Below are 20,913 nucleotides of genomic sequence, written 5' to 3' on the forward strand. Positions count from 1 at the left end.
ATGAACCAGGGGTTGTCGAATATGTTAAGAAAAGAGCAAGCGATTCGCTCGGTGGAATTGTGGATGTTTATCCCATCGGGGCGATAACTAAAAAAAGGGAGGGGAGAGAGCTTGCACCAATCGCTGAACTTGTTGAAGCTGGTGTGATTGGGTTTTCGGATGATGGGAATCCTGTGCAGGATTCGGGGGTTATGAGAAAAGCATTTGAGTATATCAGTATGTTTGATAAAGTGATAATTCAGCACTGTGAAGATAAAACTTTGAGTCAAAATGGAATGGCAAACGAAGGATATTGGTCGACATTGCTTGGGTTAGCACCTTATCCAAGTATAAGTGAGGAGATAATTTTGTATCGCGATTTAAAATTGATCCAGTATTTAAAACCCAAGATAAAAAATGTTAGGTATCATGTTGCTCATATCAGTAGTAAAGGTTCAGTTGAATTGTTGCGCAAGTTTAAAGATGACAATCTAAATATCACCGCCGAAGTCACACCACACCATTTGCTTTTAACGGATAAAGATATATGGAAGTCAAATTATGATACTAATTTCAAAGTTAATCCACCGTTGAAAAGCGAGGAAGATATTGAGGCTTTAGTTTCCGGGCTGAAAGATGGAACAATTGATGTAATTGCAACTGATCACGCACCGCATGCGCCTGAAGAAAAAGAATCTGACTTTGCTTCTGCACCATTTGGGATAATTGGGCTTGAAACGGCGGTTGGATTAATCCTTAGTGAGTTTGTTAATAAAGGGATAATTTCAATACATCGTATGATAGAACTATTTGCAATTAATCCAAGAAAAATTCTTGGCTTGCCCCAAGTAAAAATTGCTGAAGGTGAAACTGCAAACTTAACTTTGTTAGATCCAAATTTTGAATGGATTGTCGATGCTGGCAAGTTTAAATCAAAATCAAGAAATTCCCCATTTGTTGGATGGAAACTCAAAGGGAAACCACTTGGTATTGTAAACAATGGGAAAATTTACTGGTCAAGTCTGTGAAACTTTTTGAAGTTTATTTCATCTAAAATTAAAAAAAGCTAAATATAGAGCCATGAATCTTGAAGATACAATTCTTTCGGCATATCACTCGATCAAAAGCAACCCGATGCGCTCGTTTTTGACTATACTTGGGATAATAATTGGAGTCGCTGCAGTCATAGCGATGGTTGCAATTGGTCAAGGAGCACAATATTCAGTTCAGAAGCAAATTGAATCGCTTGGGACAAATGTTCTCGTCGTTTTTCCAGGGGCAACAACTCAAACTGGTAGAGTAAGAATGGAAGCTGGTATGGTAAGTAGATTGACAGTTGAAGATGTGGAGGCGATAAAGAATCAATGTAACGCTGTCGCATACGCAACTCCAATTGTTAGAACAGGGGCACAAATTATTTATGGCAATAATAACTGGAGAACTGGGATTTATGGTGTCAACACAGATTACTTTCAAATAAGAGCTTGGGGACTTTCAGCGGGAAGTTATTTCACGGAGCAAGATGTCAAAGCAGGGGCAAAAGTTTGTGTCATAGGTCAAACAGTGAAAAATGCGCTCTTCGGTGAGGAAGATCCAATTGGTAAGATTATAAGAATTCGGGATGTACCTGTAAAGGTTGTTGGCGTGCTTGAGCCAAAGGGGCAAAATGTGATGGGACAAGATCAGGACGATATAATTGTTGCTCCTTATACGACTGTTATGACACGGCTTTCAAGATTCTTTTTTATCGGTTCTATCCTTGTTTCGGCGGTAAGTCCAAATTTAATTCCCGTAGCTCAACAGCAGATAACTCAAGTGTTAAGAGAAAAGCATAAAATTCAACCTTGGCAGGAGGATGATTTTACGGTTAGAACTCAAGATGAAATCGCATCTACGGCTCAGGAAACATCCAGAATCATGACAATTTTGCTTGGAAGCATTGCTTCCGTCTCTCTTATTGTTGGAGGGATTGGGGTGATGAATATAATGCTTGTTTCTGTAACTGAGAGAACTCGTGAAATTGGAATTCGGATTTCAGTTGGTGCTCGTAAAAGAGATATACTTTTCCAGTTTTTGCTTGAATCTGTTGTTTTGACACTTACTGGTGGGATCTTTGGAATAATCTTCGGGATCTTGCTATCAAAGATAATTTCTGGGTTTGCAGGTTGGCCTGTTTTCATCTCGGTTGGAGCTATAGTTCTTGCCTTTGCATTTTCAGCTGCCGTTGGAATTTTCTTTGGATTTTACCCCGCGAGAAAAGCAGCGAATTTAAATCCTGTTGAAGCTTTGAGATATGAGTAAAAAATAAAACACTTGAAATGAAAAATGATTGTTAAACTATTTGCCTTCTTATTTTTTCAACAAATTCTCATCGCACAAATGCCAAAAGCAGATTTAATTTTCATCAATGGGAAAATTTGGACCGTCGACAAAGCAAAGCCAGTCGCTCAAGCTGTGGCTGTCCTTGGGGATAAGATAATTGCGGTTGGCTCAAACTCGGAGATTAAAAAATATGCTGGAAAAAATACCAAAGTCGTTGATCTAAAGAAAAAGCTTATGTTGCCTGGGTTTATTGATGATCATACGCACTTTGTAAGTGGTGGTTTTCAGCTTATGAGCGTTGATTTGAGAACCGCTAAAACACCTGAGGAATTTGCGCTTAAAATTAAAGAATATGCTGAGAAAAACCCAGGCAGGTGGATTACTGGAGGGGATTGGGATCATGAATTATGGGGTGGGGAATTACCAAGGAAAGAATGGATAGACAAATATACTCAAAATGTGCCTGTTTTTGTAACCAGATACGATGGACATATGGGGCTTGCGAATAGTTTGGCATTGAAACTTGCTGGAATCACGAGGGAAACCCCTGATCCACCTGGAGGGTTAATAGTTCGCGACGAAAACGGTGAGCCAACGGGAATCTTAAAAGATGAAGCAATGTCACTTGTTTATAAAGTTATTCCCGAGCCATCCCTTGAAGAGCGAATCTCCGCAATTAAACTTGCACTTGAAGAGGCAAAAAAGCTTGGGCTTACGGGTGTTCATGATATCGGGACAGTTGAAGATTTCAAGGCATATCAAGAACTTTACAAAAGAGGTGAACTGACGATAAGGGTTTTCCTTCGACTTCCAATCTCGCAATGGGAAGACCTTGCAAAACTTGGGATACAAGTGCCATTTGGAAATGAGTTTATACGAATTGGATCTCTAAAAGCATATGCTGATGGTTCGCTCGGTTCAATGACCGCACTTTTCTTTGACCCGTATGATGAAAACCCAAATACCAAGGGACTTGCAACCGACATTGTTATTGATGGCAGGCTTGAAAAGTGGGCGATCGAAGCTGATAAGGCAAAACTTCAGCTTTCAATTCACGCAATTGGTGATAGCGCAAATAGTTTGGTCCTTTCTATTTTTGAAAAGGTTGTTAAGCAAAATCCAACATGGGATAGAAGATTTAGAATTGAGCACGCTCAACATATACATCCGAAGGACTTCGTGAGGTTTAAGAATTTAAATGTCATTGCTTCTATGCAACCCTATCATGCGATTGACGATGGGAGATGGGCTGAAAAAAGGATAGGGAAAGAAAGATGTAAAACAAGCTACGCCTTTAGAACATTTCTCGATAATGGGGTTAAATTATGTTTCGGAAGTGATTGGAATGTTGCACCGCTTAGCCCTATACTTGGAATTTACGCAGCTGTTGCAAGGCAAACACTTGACGGTAAGCATCCTGAAGGATGGTTCCCTGAGCAAAAAATTTCTGTTGAAGAGGCGGTTGAATGTTATACGATAAACAATGCATACGCTGAATTTGCAGAAAATGAAAAAGGAAGCATAACCCCTGGGAAATTAGCTGATTTTGTCGTTTTATCGGATGATATATTTAACATCCCCGCTGAAAGAATAAAAGATGTCAAAGTTTTAATGACGGTTCTTGGTGGCAAGATAATTTACCAATCCCAGGACTTTTAATTCATCTTGTAACTCTAGGCTTGCTTATCTCATGAAATGTAACTGAAACTTCGACAGTTTGACCAGTTATTACTCTTCCAATTACAATTAAACTGTCACTAGTTTTTATATCAACCTGGTATTTTGCATAGTTTGTTGATTCGGGAAAGTTAATACGGGAAAGGCTAAAACTTTGAAATGACCAACTTCCACCACCTAGTTCTGCTGGCTTTCTCGCCCATGCTTGTGCCTGTTGCCCAATTCTAAGACAATCATTAATTGTATCATTTATATATTGTTCAGCTATTGCCCCTGACCTTGAGATAAAGATATTTATTGCAACTGCAATTGCAATTGTTACTATAAGCGCACCAAGGGCAAGGAGTAACAATTGCTGTTGCCCCATTTTTGCACCCTTTTTATTTTCTCACTTTTAAAATCGTAATTATTCCAACAGCTAAAAAAACAATATTTGCAAGCCAGGCAGAAATAAACGGATGCAGAATCCTGGCATACCCAAGTGAAGCACCAATTTTTATAAAGATAAAATATAGAAAAGCAATAAGCAAGCTCAAACCAAACTCCATCGCCAGCCCAGCTCTTTTCTTTTGTGACGCAAGCGCAACCCCAAAGAGAACAACTATTAAATTCGAAAATGGAAAGGATATTTTCGAGTGGTAATCAGTTAACCACCTTGCTGGATCATTCCCGCTTCGTATCTGATCCTGAATAAACCCTTTCATTTCATCAAGGTTCATTTCGTCAGGTTTCATTTGCTTTCGTTTTATATCAATTGGTTTAAAGTTTAACTTCCCAATGTTAAATGTATCCCTTTTTTCAATGGATTCTCCATTTGGATTGAATTTACGATAAATACAATTAATTAACAACCAGTTTCCACTTGAGCTGTCCCATTTCATTGATGGCGCTGTGTACCTTGCGATAACTTTCGTCACATCGCTTGAATCAAAGTCCTGAATATCAACTCTGTGAGCTATGTTGAGCTCATCATCGAAATATCCAATTGATAATAACCTTGTGTAAGTGTCTTGAATATAAATGTTATATTTCCCCCATGATTCGAGATGTTTTCTCATGTAAACTCGTTCAAGGTTTAACTTTTTCCTGTTTGTCTTTGGAACGACCCAACCGTTGAAATAGACAGATAAAAGACTTAACATAAGGGAAATTACAAGAAATGGTACCATAAATCTGTACAAACTCATTCCAGAAACTTTTAATGCAGTTAACTCATTTAGATTTGACATCCTCCCAGTTGTAAAAAGACAGGAAAGAAGAACCGCAACAGGTAGAGTTAGCTTTATGATCTCTGGAGCGAAGTAAAAGTAGTATTTTAAGATTATCGATGCCGAAACTCTTTGATCTATGAAATCGTCAAGGTTTTCCATCAAATCAACAAGGATAAAAATCAAGATAAAAGCCACAAGACCGAAGATTACCATTTGGATAAATTCTTTCGTGATGTAAGCGTCAATTATTTTAATTTTATCTCGCATATCTATCGGTTAAGATTTCTTCTTCCTCTGGGATTCCAAGCCATGTTTTAACTCTTCTGGGCATAATTTCTTTTATGCGATACCAGTCAATTATCATTGCTTCCTTTCCCATTCTTATGGTTAAGTAAACCCCAAGCGCTCCAACCACAAAATTTGCTATCCACATACTTAAGAACGGTGAGAGCAAATCTCTATCCGCAAGCTTTTCACCGCCAATTAAGCAAGCCCAATAGAAAAGAAAGAAGAATAAACTTAAACTTGCAGCAACCCCAAAGTTTCCTCTTCTTGCCATCATCCCCAGCGGAGCTCCGACAAGGACAAAAACCACGCAAGCAAAGGGAATTGCGTATTTTTTATGAACCTCTACCATGTATGCGTCAATCGAGCGATTGTAATATTCAATTTGTGTTAAATGATTTTTTATAATGGCGTTCAAACTTATCAATTTCTGTGATGATGTTATCAATGCTTCGTAGTCGCTTACTGAGTCTTGAACAGCAGGTTGATAAAACGATGACGACATTATCGTTCTACCGTAGAATGGATTTTTTAAGTTAGTTAAAGCTATGGAATTTAAACTTTCGTAGATCTTTTTCTGAATATTTTTTAAACTATCGACGATTCTAAGCATATCCCCAGCGCTTAGCTCCCTGTCGCCTCTTTGAAATGCATTGTCAGATGACCTTTCAAAACCAAATCCTTCAACCTCCATCACAACTCTATATTTCGCATACTTTACAACTCGGTAAAGATTTTTATTCTCCATATCCTGCTCATGAATTTCTCCATTTTCGAGATCCATTATCAATTTTCTATAATCGGGCGTAAATGAAATTTTTCCACGTTTTGCAGTTATTACGATTTGCTTTCCTGGATCAGAGTTATTGTATATAGTTGCATCTTCAAATTCATTTGTGTGCTCATAAGTTTTCCTGACTATGATTGCGTATCCTGGTATATCAGTTGAAAATATCCCAGGATTTAATGTCAAGGTTGGCTTTTTCCTATGGATATCTATCATTAAAACTTTTAGCCTGTGGTTTGCATCTGGCAGAACTTTATTATTGAAAACGATGAGCAAGAGTGCTATGACAATAGATGCAATGAACACTGGAAACATCATTTTGTACAAACTTATCCCGCTTGATTTCATCACAGTGACCTCATTATTCGCCGATAGCCCTCCGAAAGCCATCAGGACGGCGACTAAAACTGACATCGGGACTGCAAGAACAATGATCCAAGCAAGATTTAGGACTATTAGCTCAGCGATGACCCAAAATCCAAGCCCTTTCCCAATAAGTTGATCGATATATTTCATCAAAAATTGAAGAAGGAAAATTAATATGAGAGCGAAAAACGAAAAGAAAAAAGGTCCAATATGCGCTCGAAGTATGTATCTGTACAAAATCATTTATTTAGCTCCGACATTTTTCTTCGGAATTATGACTTTGAAACTCGTTCCCTCTCCAACTTTTGAATCAATTTCGAATTCAGCACCGTAAATTTTTAAGTTGTGATATGTTATAGTCAACCCAAGCCCGACGCCTTTCAACTCTGTGAAATTTTCACTTGATTTCGTCGTAAAAAATGGTTCAAAGATTTTGTCTTTTATCTCATCTGGTATGCCAATTCCAGTGTCCGCTATCTCAATATAAATTTTTTCTGCATCTTCCCATGTTTTAACTGTAAGGATTTTTTCCTCAGAGTTTATCATCGCATCAATTGCATTTCTTAAAATATGTGACACCGCACTTGAAAAATGCGAATAAACCGCCTCAATTACTATCGGCTTCTCACAAAGTTGGATGTTTTTTTCAACTTTATGTTTATAAAACGGGTCAAACTCAAGCACTTCAAGTTCTTTTCTTATTAGCTCATTTAGGTCGAATCTCTTTTTGTTTTTCTCAACTTCTTCCCTCGTTTTGATCGATAAATTTTCAACGATTTGGTTTATCCTTTCAACCTGTTTTATCAATTTTTCTATGTTTTCCTGCTCAAAGCCCTTCCTTTTTAACGCTTGTAAACCAAGGTTTATCACTGTAAGGGGATTCCTAAGATTATGCGCAATTCCCCCAGCAAGTCGCCCAATAGATGCAAGTCGATATTCCTGCCAAAGTTTTAATTCAATCTTTCTTTTTTCATCTTGAAGTTTTCTAAACTCAGTTATATCATTTATCACAGCAATGTATTTCCCAAACTTTAGATCGTCCAATTTGGCGGTCATTGAAATTAAAAGCACCTTGTCTTTATACTTGGCTTCAAAAGTTTTACTTGAATTAGCTCTTACCAAATCGATGATTTGAGAACCAATAAACTCCCTTAAATTTTTCCCTTCAATTTCGGTTTCAAAGATTTCGTTTGTTATCTCGCTTGCGAATAAAATGTTAAGATTTTCATCCAAAACTACAAGCCCCGCTGGTGTCAGGTGGACAAAAGTTCTGTATTTTTCTTCGGATTCTTTCAACTTTGAGATCAAGAGCAAATTTTCAACCCCGATCGCAATCTGCTGGGATAATGTGTCAAGTAACGAAATTTTATTTTCATCAAAAGGTGCCTCATCCTGTTTGTAGGCTAACTCAATGGAACCAACGAAATTTTCTCGGGAGCGAAGAGCGACTTCCACAAAAATTTTAAAATCATGTTTAAGAATTTCACTTCTTACTTTCGTGCTTTCTTTTGAAATGTTTTGATAGATCATCAATTTCTGGTTAATTATCTCTGTTGCGAAGTCATCGCCAAACTTAAGAGTTTTATATTTTTCAAATATGTTTTCATCCCCAGTTTTCAAGAAAGAAAATGATAAATCAAGGACGTTGGTGTTGGGATTGTAGATGTAAAAGTTTACGGCATCGGCATTAAAAAGTTTGGCGATATGCTTTGAAATTTGCTTGAAAAGATGTTTTATATCCCTTGAAGAGTTTAAAGCGGATAAAATTAAATTTATTGTTTCAAGTTCTTCGCTTTTCTTCTTGATTTTGTCGTATGCATCGCCGAGCTCAAGTAGCTTATCTTCCAATTTGTTGACAAGTCTCGCATTATATTCGGCAAGGTATGTGAATTCATCGATCTTAATTTCAGCGTGTGCCTTTCTCGCTCTACCTTTATAAATCACATCGTTTATTCTCTTTAGAAGCTCGTCAAATTGGATCGGCTTTATTATGAAATCATCCGCACCGAGTTTAATTCCGAAAATTTTATCTTCATCGGAGATATAGCTTCCTGTGAGAAACACAAAGGGAATTGAGCTTAATTCGGGGTTTGATTTGACCTCATGGCAAAATTTAAAGCCATCCATAACTGGCATTAGGATATCAGATATTATAAGTGCGAAGTCCTTTCTTGTGCTTAAAATTTCAAGTGCGGATTTACCATTTTCCGCTTCAATTACATTAAATCCAGATTGAGTGAGAAGCTCAGCCAGCAATTTTCTCGCTTCGGTATTGTCATCAACGACAAGTATATTCATTCTCCGAACATTCTTTTGATTTCTTCTTCTGTGAGTTTAACAAAAGGTTTCTCCTCATTGATTTTTGAATTCTGTCTCCGTGAGTTCAAGATTTTTAAAAATTCTTCTGATGAGAGTCTGCTTGCGCCACATGCTTTTGCACAGTTTATTATCTCGTTATCAGATGAAACGACGATGAAATTTGATCTTTCGTTTAAGTTTTTACTCATTATAATTTTTTTAATTTCATCATCAGCTTTATTCGGTGGCGTTGAAAATATAACTCTCACTTTTGGGGTTGATAACGATGAAGGTATGTTAAGGTTTCCATCAAATACAAGTATGCATTTATCTTTTAATGTTGAAAAGAAATCGGAAAGGATTGAAACGAGCGTTTCTCTTGCAAGTTGTGGATTTTCAAGGAAGATTTCTCTCAATTTCGTTGATTTGTGAATTAGGTTGTAGCCATCTATTATGTAAGTTTTTTGGCTCAAGTGCTTGAATTAATTTTGTTGGCGAAAATGATGTTGAGAAGTTTATTTGTGAAAAACGCAGCTGTAAAGTTTGGGTACTCAATCCCTGGCAATGGACAGAGCTCGACGATGTCAAATCCAACCACATTCTTTTGTTTGCTTACTTTTTTAAGGAGTTCAATGGTTTCATCCCAATATAGACCATTTGGAACAGGTGTCCCAACTGCTGGCATAACGCTTGGATCAAAGTAATCAAGATCAAATGTTATATAAACATGCTCTCCAAGTTCAGAGACGATCGCATCTTGCCATGTTTTTCCATTTCTGTTATATTTGCCAGATTTTATCTCCCATGCGTAAAATGTTTTTATTCCGTTTTCTTTTATGAACTTTGCCTCTTCAGCATCTTGTGCCCTTATTCCAACTTGAACGAGGTTTTTGTTGAATTCATAAACGCGGGCGAGAGCAGATGCGTGGCTATATTTATTTCCTTAATATTCATCTCTGAGATCAGAGTGAGCATCGAAATGAAGAATTGTTAAATTTGGATAAATTTCTGAATATGCTTTGATGGCGCCTATTGCTACTGTATGCTCGCCACCGATTGTAACAACGAATTTATCTTTGTTTAAAAGTTCAAGGACGGTTTTGTATATCACCTCAACGGCATCTGCGTCTTTTAAATTTGTAAACTTTAGCGGCTCAAGTGTTGCTATGCCAGCTTCTCGGTAAAGTTCAAGGTTGAATTCCTCATCGTAAAGTTCAACTTGGTGAGATGCTTCAAGGAGTTTTTCTGGACCTAAAATCGTGCCTTTTATATAGCTTGTTGTATGTTCATATGGAACAGGCAAAATTACTATTTTTGAACTTTCAAGATTTGAAAATTCTTCAGGGATAGATAGGAAGTTTTTATCCTTTTTCAATGTTTTCATGATTTTCCTTCGCTTTTTTGAAAATATAAAATTTGACTTTCTTAAAATCAAATCTTTACCTTTTTGTCATATTTTTCTGGGGTGGGTGGGATGTTTGCTAACTCTTGATTTTTTCGATTTTTGATATTATATTTATAGCGAACCTTCCGCGGTAGCTCAATTGGCAGAGCAGCTGGCTGTTAACCAGCGGGTTGCAGGTTCGAGTCCTGCCCGCGGAGCTAATTTTTTATTCCCGCCCGTAGGTCTAAGGGTAAAAATTTTCCAGTATTCATTTAAAATCATTTCACCCATTTACAATTTCATCAAATAAACATTAGCAGTTGTGTGTGCATATGGTTATAAAATATGCTCCAGGTTGGGAATAATCGTAATGTTTTAAACGGATGGAACGGGATTTTGCTTTTCTTTTCCGTTGGTATGATGGTGTTTTTACAAATCTTTTAAGTTAGAAAATTAAAGTTTTTGGAAGACAAGCGAATTATTTTTAAATTTTGAACACAAAGCGAAATCAAACTTAAGCTAAATGCCTGAGTTTAGACAAAATAGGGCAACAAAAAATTGGGTCATCGTTGCAACGGAACGAGCAAAAAGACCTCACGATTTTCTCGTTAAAGAAGAATCTAAACAACTTCCTGAGTTCGATCCCAGTTGCCCTTTTTGCCCTGGGAATGAACATATGACCCCACCTCCAATTTTAACCCTTGAAAAAGATGGAAAATGGAATATAAGGGTTATACCCAATAAATATCCAGCCCTTGTCCCAAATGTTGATTTAAAAAGGGAGACGAAATATCAATTTTTCAGAAGGATCACGGGTTATGGATTTCATTATGTCATAATTGAATCTCCGAAGCATAACTTAACAATTGCAACGATGGAATTTGAAGAGGTTTGTGAAATTTTCAAGGTGTATCTCAAACTTTACAAAGATTTTATGGCTTATGAAAATCTAAATGTTGTGATAATCTTCAGAAATAATGGCAAAAGAGCCGGAACCTCGCTTGAACATCCACATTCGCAAGTTGTAATTAGCCCGATTGTTCCAACGCATATTAGACATTTGCTAGAGGAAGCGACGAGATATTATGATGACCATGGCAGTTGTGTCTTTTGTGATATGATTAAAATTGAAGCGTACTCCGGTGAAAGGGTTGTTTATGAAGATGAAGATTTTATAGTGATTGAACCTTTTGCTTCTATTTCGCCATTTGAGACCTGGGTTATGCCGAAAAAACACAATGCTTGCTTTGCGAATATAAGTTATGATGAAGCATGTAAAACAGCAAAGGTTGTCCGTTTGGTTTTAAAACAACTATATGAAAAACTTAACAATCCAGATTATAACTATGTGATCCATTCTTCGCCATTCAAAGATGCAAACGAGGAGTTTTATCATTGGTATATTCAAATCTTGCCTCGCCTTACAATTCCGGCTGGTTTTGAACTTGGCTCGGGAATTTATATAACGACAGCTTTACCGGAGGAAACAGCAAAATTTTTAAAAATAAATAAAGGTGAAAATTAAATGCGCCTTGAGGTATGTCCGCATTGTGGTAAAATAGGAACATTGCATAGGTCAAGGTCGAGAAATTTTTATGAAAGAGCTGTTAAATTTCTTTTGCCCTATAAAATTTATAGATGCAGTGATTGTGGTTGGAGGGGGTTTAGATATATAGGGTGGGTTGAGAAACTTTTCGGCAAAACGGAAAGGCGAAGGAAGATTGCGAAATGGGAAGTTTATTTTTTCTTATTTTTTGTTTTTGTTTTGTTGGTTTTAGCATACTTTTACTTTGAGAAAATTGGCACAGCGCTTGCTCCGATTGTAAAAGAAATGTTGCAAAAATAACAATGAGCTATAAAGCACAGGTTGAGTCTGTGAAGTCAATGCGTGAGCTCGCGATTGAACTTGGTTTGACATCGGAAGAGTATGATAGAATAATTGAACTTATTGGAAGGGAACCTACATTTGAAGAGCTCGGGATGTTTAGCGTGATGTGGAGTGAGCATTGTAGTTATAAGAACTCAATCGCGGTGTTAAAAACTTTGCCAAGAAGCGGTGGTAGATTGCTCGTCTCAGCTGGGGAAGAAAACGCTGGACTTGTCGACATAGGCGATGGGCTTGCAGTGGCTTTTAAAATTGAATCACATAATCATCCATCTGCAATTGAACCATACCAAGGTGCTGCAACTGGTGTTGGAGGGATTCTGAGAGATATCTTCACAATGGGTGCAAGACCGATTGCTATTCTTGATTCTTTAAGATTTGGGGATTTGACCGAGCCAAGGGTTAAATATCTTTTCAACGGCGTTGTGAGAGGCATCGCTGATTATGGAAATAGCTTCGGATGCCCGACGGTTGCTGGAGAAGTTTATTTTGACAAAAGTTATACCCAAAATCCGCTTGTGAATGCGATGGCAGTCGGAATCGTAAAGCATGATGAGATAGTTCGCGCAGTCGCAAAAGGCAAGGGTAATCCTGTTTTAATAGTTGGGTCAAGCACAGGGAGGGATGGAATTCACGGTGCAACATTTGCTTCTGAAGAAATAAGTGAGGAATCGGAATCAAAAAGACCCTCAGTTCAAGTTGGGGATCCATTTACTGAAAAACTTCTTCTTGAGGCGACGCTTGAAGCGATAAAAACAGGTTATGTAGTGGGAATTCAAGATATGGGCGCAGCTGGAATAACATGCTCTACAAGTGAGATGAGCGCTCGTGGGAAAAGCGGAATGGCAATAGACCTTGATCTTGTCCCGGTTCGTGAAAAGGGGATGAGCGCATATGAAATTTTACTTTCTGAGTCGCAAGAGAGAATGTTGATGGTAGTGAAAAAAGGATTCGAGGATAAAATAATTGAAATTTTCAAAAAATGGGATTTGAATGCTGTCGTTATAGGTTATGTCACGGATGATGGAATGCTAAAGATTAAAAAAGATGGGAAATTGGTTGTGGATATCCCTGCTGATTCGCTTGTTGTTGGAGGAGGTGCACCTGTTTATTATAGGGAGGCTAAAGAACCGGAATATTTAACCGAAGTTAGAAAAATTAACCCTTACGAAATTCCAAAGCCTGATGATTTAAACGAAGCATTTTTAAAGTTAATTTCTTCGCCAAATATCGCAAGTAAAGAATGGGTTTATCAACAATATGACACAATGGTGGGAACGAATACGGTTGTTTTACCAGGTGGGGATGCGGCTGTTATAAGGATAAAGGGGACGAACAAAGCGATTTCAGTTAAAACTGATTGTAATGCAAGATATGTTTATCTTAATCCTTACAGAGGTGCAATGATAGCTGTAGCTGAGTCGGCAAGGAATGTGGTTTGCACAGGGGCGGAGCCTGTTGCGATTACAAATTGTTTGAATTTTGGAAATCCGTACAAGCCTGAGATTTTCTGGCAATTTAAGGAAGCAGTTCGCGGAATGGGAGATGCTTGCAGATTTTTTAATACACCTGTAACAGGTGGAAATGTTAGTTTTTACAATGAAAGTCCAGATGGAGCAGTTTATCCAACGCCAGTTATCGGAATGCTTGGAATAATTGATGATTTGAAATATATCACGACCGCGAATTTTAAATCCCCAGGTGATTTGATAGTTCTTCTTGGTAGAAACACCGATGAAATTGGTGGAAGCGAATATCTCGCGCGAATTTATAACAAAGTTTTAGGCGATGCCCCAGGGATTGATCTCGATCTTGAAAAGCGCGTTCAGAGAACTTGTCTTGATGGGATACGGCTTGGATTGATAAAATCAGCTCATGATGTATCCGATGGTGGAATTGCGGTTGCGCTTGCTGAATGCTGTATGATTGATAAGGAAAACCTTCTTGGATGCGAAGTTGAACTTAAAGATGATATTCGCCCGGATTTTCTGCTGTTTGGGGAGGGGCAATCGAGAATAATAGTCACTGTTGAGGAAGGAAATTTAAAAAAGTTTGAAGAGATTTGCTTTAAAAATGAAATTCCTTACGCTGTGATTGGTGTTGTAAGTGAGGGAAAAAGGATAAAAATAAACGATTGGATTGATCTTGAGATAGAGAAGGTGGCTGATTTATATTATAATGCGATCAGGCGAATTATGGAGGTTATATAAAATTTTGTGGGCCCTGGAGGACTCGAACCTCCGACCCGCTGATTATGAGTCAGCTGCTCTGACCAACTGAGCTAAGGGCCCTTTGGTTCGTTATAAATTTAAAAAATTGGAACAAAAAAGTCAAGAAAAAATGAGCTCAAGATTGCGCTCTATAGATTGGGTTGGGGATAAAGTTAGATTTATTGATCAAACGAAACTGCCGAACGAGCTTGATTTGATCGAAACCGATGATTATAAAATTGTAGCTGATGCGATAAAAAAATTAAAGATTCGGGGTGCTCCTGCTATTGGCATTGCTGCTGGATTTGGAATTTATCTTGGTGTGAAGAATTTCGAAGATGATGACAAGGAGAATTTGAAAGTTGCTTTCCAAAATGTTTGCGATGTATTTGCAAAGACGAGGCCAACCGCCGTGAATTTGTTTTGGGCGATTGAGAGGATGAAAAAAGTTTTTTATGAAAATTTACATCTTGAATTAGTTGAGTTAAAGAAGAAATTGCTTGCTGAAGCCCTTGCCATTCAAAACGAGGACATTCAAATGTGTAGGCAAATTGGTTTACATGGTTCAAAGCTTATCCCTGATGAAGCAAACATATTGACCCATTGCAACACAGGTTGGCTTGCAACTGGCGATTATGGAACTGCGCTTGGGATTATTTATACGGCTTTTGAACAAGGGAAAAAGATAAAAGTTTATGTTGACGAGACAAGACCACTTCTTCAAGGTGCTCGCCTTACGACATGGGAATTGATGCAAAGGGGAATCGAAACGATCTTAATAACCGATAATATGGCAGCTTATCTTATGAAACTTGGAAAGGTTGATTGCGTAATTGTCGGTGCGGATAGAGTTGCGTTAAATGGTGATACCGCAAATAAAATTGGGACTTATAATCTCGCAATAATTGCAAGATATCATAACATACCGTTTTACGTTGCTTGCCCAACATCGTCAATTGATTTTAATATAAAAACGGGAGATGAAATTCCAATTGAAGAGAGGGGCTCGGAGGAGATAGTTGAAATAATGGGGCAAAGGATAGCGCCAGCTGGTGTTAAGACATTTTCTCCAGCTTTTGATGTTACCCCAAATAGTTTAATAACAGCGATCGTAACAGAAGTGGGTATAATTTATCCACCTTTTGAGGAAAACCTTCAAAAAATCAAAAGAAAAATTTATGCCCGCGATTAAATGTTAACCAAGACGGAAGCGGTTGTGTTAAAGGCTGTGAAATATAGAGAAACCAGCAAGATCGTAACTCTGTATACAAAAAAGTTCGGAAAGATAAACGCAGTCGCAAAAGGGGCAATGCTTACAACAAGCAAATTTGGTGCATCGCTTGAACCGATGTCGTATATCCTTGCAGTTCTTTACAAAAAAGAAACAAGAGAAGTTCAGTTTCTTTCACAAGCAGATCTAATAAAACCATTTTTGAGTCTCTATTCCGACTATAATAAAATGATACTTGGCCTTTCAATATGTGAGCTTGTTTATAAGCTTATGAAATTCGAAGAAGAAAATCTAAGAATATTTAATCTGCTCGTCAATACACTTGAAAAGCTAAATGAGGCTGAAAAAAATGAGGTGAATTTTCTATGGTTTTTCATCATCCATCTGCTGGATGTAAGTGGTTTTAAAATTAATTTCACTTCGTGTATCTCCTGCGGGGAAAAATTCAGTGATGAAAATTTATCAAAAAAGGTAGTTTTTCTGAGCGATAGGGGCGGTTTTTTGTGTTCTAAGTGTAGTTCCAGTATGAAAGCAAGCGATTACTCTGTTGCAACTTTTAAGAGTTTGGCTTGGTTGGAAAAGGCGAAGATTGAAAATGTAACAAATTTGAAAATCCAAAGTAATATAAATAATGAAATACACAACTTACTTATGGAGTATATGTCTAAGCATTTTGGCGAATTGGTTAACTTGAAATCGGTTGAGGTTTATTATAAATTATAAAAGGTAGAACTAAATGAGGCGAAAGGTTGTTATTTTGTTTTTGAAAAACAATCAATAAAAAACAAAAAATCTTTTGGAGGCAGACTAACCATGACAAAGAAACAGGTAGTTGGAGCGATTGCACTTGTACTTGCAGGTATATTATTTGGGGTTATACTTACATCTGGATTTAACGCAGTGAAACCAACCTCGGCGCTTGATGTTCCAATTATTGGTTCACAGGACAAACCAACGAATACAAGATTTGATATACTTTCAACTCAAAATGCTTTTGTTCAAGTAGCAAAGGAAGTTGTTCCGACGGTTGTTTCGATTAAGGTTGTTTCAAAGAGTGAAGGTGGAGCGCGTCCATTTGATTTCTTTCATTTCTTTGGGCCTGATTTTGAATTTAAAATTCCTGAACCAAGACCTCAAGAGGGGATGGGTTCTGGAGTTATTATAACGAAGGATGGTTATATCCTCACGAATAATCATGTCGTTGAAGGTGGAGAAAAGGGGAGCATAACGGTTACGCTTTGGGATGGGAGAGAATTTAGAGGCAAACTCATTGGCAGGGATAAATTAACTGATCTTGCAGTGGTAAAAATTGAGGCTAATGATTTACCTGTTGCTCGGTTTGGTAATTCCGACGAATTGCAGGTTGGCCAGTGGGTTCTTGCTATTGGTAATCCACTTGGTTTAAATCTTACTGTCACTGCTGGAATTGTGAGCGCATTGAGTCGCAATATAGGGATAATCAGGGACTCTTATGGAGTTGAAAACTTTATACAAACCGACGCAGCGATTAACCCAGGCAACAGCGGTGGTCCCCTTGTTAACTTGAATGGTGAAGTTGTTGGCATAAACACGGCGATAGCTTCAAGGACTGGGTATTATCAAGGGTATGGTTTTGCTATTCCTATAAATCTTGCAAGAAAGGTGGCGGAGGATATAATCAAATATGGAAAGGTAAGGCGTGGAGTTCTTGGTGTGCAAATTTCCCAGTTAGATGAGTCAACCGCAAAAGGACTTGGTCTTGATAAACCACGGGGAATTTTGGTTCAGGATGTTATATCGGGTAGTGCAGCTGAAGAAGCTGGGATTAAGGCCGGTGATGTCATACTTGAATGCGAGGGTAAAGAAGTAAACAGACCTGGTGAGCTTCAGGAGATCATCGCTCGGAAGAGACCGGGGGATAAGGTTAAGTTGAAAATTTATCGCGAAGGTAAGACAATAGAACTAACAGCCACATTGAAGCCGAGGAAAGAGGAAGAAGAGGTAGCTGAGGCTAAAGATGTGGAACCACCGGCAAAAGAAATTGAACCTGGGGTTGTCAGTTTTGAAAAACTTGGGTTAACGGTGGCAAGTCTTGACGAGGAGGCGAGATGTAAGTATAAAGTCAAAAACGGTGTTATCATCACAAAGGTTGAGCCATTTTCGGAAGCTTACGATAAGGGGATTAGAGAAAATGATATAATTATCGAAGCCGATAGAAAGCCGGTTCGTAATGTGGATGACTTGAAAAAGATAATCCAGAGCCGTAAGTCAGGGGAGGTTATACTTTTGAGACTTAGAAGTTCGGCTGGTAATAGATTTGTTGGTTTAAAAATTCAATAAGATAGAGGGCGTGGCTTTTTAGCCACGCCTTTTTGTTTTATGATTGACAAGATGTTAAATTTTTGTTATTTTTAAGTAAGATTTAAAATTCAAGGAGCGAGTGTAAATGCGAAGATTTTTGATTTTGTTTCTTTTAATTTTACCTTCGAGTTATTTATTGTCTCAGGGTTCGGCTGGGAGCAAGGCAACTTTTCAACAGAGGTTTATTGTTGATATGCCGACGGCGGGGCTTTTAAAGTCAAATAGTGTTTCGCTTGATGCTGATTTCTTTTCAAATGGGGGACTTATGCTTCGACTCACTGCTTCCGCTTTTAATCGTTTGAATTTTGGAATTTCATACGGTGGTTCCAAAATAATTGGAAATGGAAATGTTGAATGGTATAAATTGCCAGGGGTAAATTTGAAAATTAGAATAATTGATGAAGTCAAAAATTTTCCTGCAATTGCAATTGGGTTTGATTCTCAAGGTAGAGAGGGATACATCGATAGTTTGAAAAGATATGATTTTAAATCACCAGGGTTTTTTGTGGTTGGAAGCAAGTCGTTTAAGTTTCTTGGTTATTCATCAATCCATGGTGGTGTTAACTATTCCCTTGAAAAAGATGATAGCGATGCGTCATTGAATTATTACATAGGTTTTGATAAAACAATAGGGAGTGATTTAACATTTTCCGTTGAATATAACTTCGCTATAAATGATAATTCTCCGAGAGCGCTTGGAAGCGGGAAAGGATATTTAAACGCTGGAATAAGATGGTCACTCGGAAGTGGATTCACAATTGAGTTTAATTGGAAAGATATCTTGCAAAACAAGGAGCCAGGAAATTCAAGGGTTGTGAAGCTTGAGTATATCCAGTCTTTTTGAGGAGAATTTTTTAAGCGCAAAGCTTGTTAGAGTTATTGAAACAGAAATTCACCACTACAGGAGGTGTGAAAAATGAAGAAAATAATTTTAATAGCGCTTGCTGGGATTTTATTTGGGGGTTGCTATACGCAGATAGGAACTATAAAAGAAGATGAAGGTTATTCAACATCCCAATCAGAAAAGGAATACCGGGATTACTCTAATTATAACTATGATTATAACTACGACGCGTGGTATTACTCAAGATATATTTATCGTTATTATCTACCTTACCCGAGATATTCTTTGTTTTTTAGGTACTACACTCCCGGCTTTGCAATTGGTTGGGGTGAATGGTGGTATTATGATCCATATTGGTTTGATTACTACTGGTGGGATTGGTATTGGTGGGATAGATATTATTGGTATTCATATTGGTATCTTCCAACATGGTATTATTATCCATGGTGGTATAGGGCGCCGATAATTATGGTAGTTAATAATTATCCATATTACTCTGGCGGTACAGGTGGAGCAGTTATATTAAAAACAAGAAATTTTGGCTCAACGCGAAATGGAACGCGTGATGAAAGGTCTGGCACGACTTCGGGAAGTTTAACTCCACCTTCAAGAAATGCACCTTCAGGGCAGTCCAGCGGAAGTTTGCAAGGTAGCTCAAATGATGAAGGTTTTAAGAAGAGATCGGGCTCGGGAAGAGAAGCACCATCAATTGAAAGAAGTAGAGGGGATGAAAGAACACGTGAGACAGGTTCTGTTAGAACGCCGTCAACACCAAGGGTTGTCCCAAGATCAGGTGATGGAAATTCGGAAACACCAAGACAAGGTTCAACGCCGCCACAGAGAACAGATCAACCAAGAAGGACAGGGACGAATAGAAATTCGATTCAAATTTACAGGGATTACAACACAGGAAGAAGTACATTGATTGAACCGCCTCAACGTAATTTCCAAAGGGAAAATACTTTAAGCAATCAACCGCCTCAGCCCCAACTTCGACAAAATAGTAATTTCATACAATCAGATCAAAGCCAAGAACATAGAAGACATTTAGGGAATAGAAGATGAAAAAGATATTTGGTTTTATTCTTATCTTGTTATCTGGTTGCTACACGGTTATAAAACATCCGAATGTGAATTTTGCCGATTCGTCTGGTGAAATTTATACTTCACATATTTCTTACAAAAGCAATTGTGTTGAGTGCCACTCTTCCTCGGCCATGATTTATTTTTATAATTTAGTTCCAGCGCATGTTTCATCTCCGTGGAGTTATTACAATACCCCGTGGTGGCTTTGGTGGTCGGGAAGTCCAGTTGACACTGTTCAAGTTGGCAGTGAAGCTTCCCCCGAAAGGTCGAGAGAATTTGGATCACATAGAGCAACATCTGATAATAATTCATTTAACCCTCCACCACCGACGAGAACACCACCGAAGTCTGGATCGGATTCTGGAACTAGCACTTCATCGACAATGGAAAAGGATGGGAAATCAAATTTAGGTGAAAGGAAGAATGAAAACTCAAGGGATCAAGGCAAGGAGGCGAAGCAGGATAGCAGTGAAAAAAGAAACATCGGGTCGAGAAGGCGATGAAAAAGTTAATTTTAGTTTTACTTTTATCGCTTAATTTTGTTTTTGCACAATTCCCTGATGATGCCCTTAGATATTCAACATTGAACTCTGGTGTTGGCGCAAGAGCTATTGGACTTGGTTTCACATATATTGGTGTTTCAGATGATTACTCAGCAATTTTTTGGAATCCAGCAGGGCTTGCCCAGATAAGAAGATTCGAATTTGCAGGTGGCTTAAATTATTTATCGCTTACCAATTCAGCAAGGGTTTTTGATTATTCAAATTTATTTGAAAACACCGCCACAAGTTTAAATACCGTAGCCCTTGTTCTCCCTGTTCCAACTATTCGTGGAAGTTTGGTTTTCGCTGGGGGTTATGTGTGTGTCACTGACTTTACAAATTCCCTTTCAATTTCGCTTTTTAAATCGCAAAGTTCAATCGTTCCATCACTTTATGACCCTGACCCAGACGTTGATCTTGCATGGAAGCTTGGGCTCGAGGATTCAACGGGCAAAACACAGATTTT

The 20,913-nt window shown here is 38.0% G+C and carries 17 protein-coding genes, 2 tRNA genes and 3 pseudogenes; 14 read left to right on the top strand and 8 right to left on the bottom strand.

Translation table 11 applies throughout. The annotated features are described in order from the left end of the window. The 3 genes from AWW78_RS06355 to AWW78_RS06365 form a co-directional block, all read left to right on the top strand. Positions 1 to 1,007 (top strand): dihydroorotase (locus AWW78_RS06355; protein WP_047134609.1); only part of this gene is annotated, 1,007 nt, incomplete at its 5' end. 52 nt (positions 1,008 to 1,059) lie between these two features. After that, the gene (locus AWW78_RS06360; RefSeq protein ID WP_047134610.1) at positions 1,060 to 2,280 is read left to right on the top strand and encodes an ABC transporter permease; all 1,221 of its coding nucleotides are present in this window, start codon (positions 1,060 to 1,062) and stop codon (positions 2,278 to 2,280) included. 24 nt (positions 2,281 to 2,304) lie between these two features. Then, a complete protein-coding gene (locus AWW78_RS06365) occupies positions 2,305 to 3,960 on the top strand; it encodes an amidohydrolase (RefSeq protein WP_234697875.1) in 1,656 nt (551 codons plus the stop codon). 1 nt (position 3,961) lies between these two features. Here AWW78_RS06365 and AWW78_RS06370 read toward each other — a convergent pair whose 3' ends face one another. The 6 genes and pseudogenes from AWW78_RS06370 to speB all read right to left on the bottom strand — a co-directional run bounded on the left by AWW78_RS06370 (position 3,962) and on the right by speB (position 10,309). Continuing rightward, entirely contained in the window at positions 3,962 to 4,345 is a 384-nt protein-coding gene (locus AWW78_RS06370; protein ID WP_075426165.1) for a hypothetical protein, read from the bottom strand. A gap of 13 nt (positions 4,346 to 4,358) precedes the next feature. Beyond that, positions 4,359 to 5,456 (bottom strand): LptF/LptG family permease, encoded by a 1,098-nt coding sequence (locus AWW78_RS06375; protein ID WP_047134611.1) that lies wholly within the window; start codon positions 5,454 to 5,456, stop codon positions 4,359 to 4,361. After that, complete coding sequence (locus tag AWW78_RS06380; RefSeq protein WP_047134612.1) at positions 5,446 to 6,870, bottom strand: LptF/LptG family permease; 1,425 nt, start codon at positions 6,868 to 6,870, stop codon at positions 5,446 to 5,448. The genes AWW78_RS06375 and AWW78_RS06380 overlap by 11 nt, the downstream gene beginning before the upstream one ends. Next, positions 6,871 to 8,925 (bottom strand): response regulator, encoded by a 2,055-nt coding sequence (locus AWW78_RS06385; protein ID WP_047134613.1) that lies wholly within the window; start codon positions 8,923 to 8,925, stop codon positions 6,871 to 6,873. It abuts the gene before it with no gap. Next, positions 8,922 to 9,398: an NYN domain-containing protein gene (locus AWW78_RS06390; RefSeq protein ID WP_047134614.1), complete on the bottom strand. Its 477-nt coding sequence runs from the start codon at positions 9,396 to 9,398 to the stop codon at positions 8,922 to 8,924. The genes AWW78_RS06385 and AWW78_RS06390 overlap by 4 nt, the downstream gene beginning before the upstream one ends. After that, positions 9,395 to 10,309, bottom strand: a pseudogene (gene speB / locus AWW78_RS10735) (agmatinase). Before speB ends, AWW78_RS06390 begins: the two are co-directional and overlap by 4 nt. A 145-nt stretch (positions 10,310 to 10,454) precedes the next feature. Here speB and AWW78_RS06400 point away from each other — a divergent pair. Further along, a tRNA-Asn gene (locus AWW78_RS06400) sits at positions 10,455 to 10,527 on the top strand. 104 nt (positions 10,528 to 10,631) lie between these two features. Here the strand turns inward: AWW78_RS06400 and AWW78_RS11005 are convergent. Next, positions 10,632 to 10,712, bottom strand: a pseudogene (locus AWW78_RS11005) (transposase); the annotation flags it as partial. Between the two features lie 120 nt (positions 10,713 to 10,832). Here AWW78_RS11005 and galT point away from each other — a divergent pair. The 3 genes from galT to purL are packed head-to-tail and all read left to right on the top strand — an operon-like array spanning position 10,833 to position 14,404. Next, positions 10,833 to 11,834: a galactose-1-phosphate uridylyltransferase gene (gene galT / locus AWW78_RS06405; RefSeq protein ID WP_047134615.1), complete on the top strand. Its 1,002-nt coding sequence runs from the start codon at positions 10,833 to 10,835 to the stop codon at positions 11,832 to 11,834. Continuing rightward, positions 11,835 to 12,155, top strand: a complete 321-nt coding sequence (locus AWW78_RS06410; RefSeq protein ID WP_047134616.1) for a hypothetical protein — start codon at positions 11,835 to 11,837, stop codon at positions 12,153 to 12,155. Positions 12,156 to 12,157: 2 nt separating this feature from the next. Next, the gene (gene purL, locus AWW78_RS06415) at positions 12,158 to 14,404 is read left to right on the top strand and encodes a phosphoribosylformylglycinamidine synthase subunit PurL (protein WP_047134617.1); all 2,247 of its coding nucleotides are present in this window, start codon (positions 12,158 to 12,160) and stop codon (positions 14,402 to 14,404) included. 7 nt (positions 14,405 to 14,411) lie between these two features. Here the strand turns inward: purL and AWW78_RS06420 are convergent. Continuing rightward, positions 14,412 to 14,485 (bottom strand) — tRNA-Ile (locus AWW78_RS06420). 49 nt (positions 14,486 to 14,534) lie between these two features. Here AWW78_RS06420 and mtnA point away from each other — a divergent pair. The 7 genes and pseudogenes from mtnA to AWW78_RS06455 form a co-directional block, all read left to right on the top strand. Further along, positions 14,535 to 15,596: an S-methyl-5-thioribose-1-phosphate isomerase gene (gene mtnA, locus AWW78_RS06425; protein ID WP_047134618.1), complete on the top strand. Its 1,062-nt coding sequence runs from the start codon at positions 14,535 to 14,537 to the stop codon at positions 15,594 to 15,596. Further along, positions 15,597 to 16,358 carry a DNA repair protein RecO gene (recO, locus tag AWW78_RS06430; protein ID WP_047134619.1) on the top strand — a complete coding sequence of 254 codons (762 nt, stop codon included), beginning with the start codon at positions 15,597 to 15,599 and terminating at the stop codon, positions 16,356 to 16,358. It abuts the gene before it with no gap. A 90-nt stretch (positions 16,359 to 16,448) separates the two neighbouring features. Beyond that, the gene (locus AWW78_RS06435; protein WP_047134620.1) at positions 16,449 to 17,954 is read left to right on the top strand and encodes a Do family serine endopeptidase; all 1,506 of its coding nucleotides are present in this window, start codon (positions 16,449 to 16,451) and stop codon (positions 17,952 to 17,954) included. A 106-nt stretch (positions 17,955 to 18,060) separates the two neighbouring features. Then, a complete protein-coding gene (locus AWW78_RS06440; RefSeq protein WP_047134621.1) occupies positions 18,061 to 18,819 on the top strand; it encodes a hypothetical protein in 759 nt (252 codons plus the stop codon). Positions 18,820 to 18,891: 72 nt separating this feature from the next. Further along, positions 18,892 to 19,884 (top strand): hypothetical protein, encoded by a 993-nt coding sequence (locus tag AWW78_RS06445; RefSeq protein ID WP_047134622.1) that lies wholly within the window; start codon positions 18,892 to 18,894, stop codon positions 19,882 to 19,884. Next, positions 19,881 to 20,408 (top strand): hypothetical protein, encoded by a 528-nt coding sequence (locus AWW78_RS06450; RefSeq protein ID WP_047134623.1) that lies wholly within the window; start codon positions 19,881 to 19,883, stop codon positions 20,406 to 20,408. Before AWW78_RS06445 ends, AWW78_RS06450 begins: the two co-directional genes overlap by 4 nt. Continuing rightward, positions 20,405 to 20,913, top strand: a pseudogene (locus AWW78_RS06455) (hypothetical protein); the annotation flags it as partial. The gene AWW78_RS06450 and the pseudogene AWW78_RS06455, both read left to right, overlap by 4 nt.

The organism is Candidatus Kryptonium thompsonii, from assembly GCF_001535985.1.
Lineage (GTDB): Bacteria > Bacteroidota > Ignavibacteria > Kryptoniales > Kryptoniaceae > Kryptonium > Kryptonium thompsonii.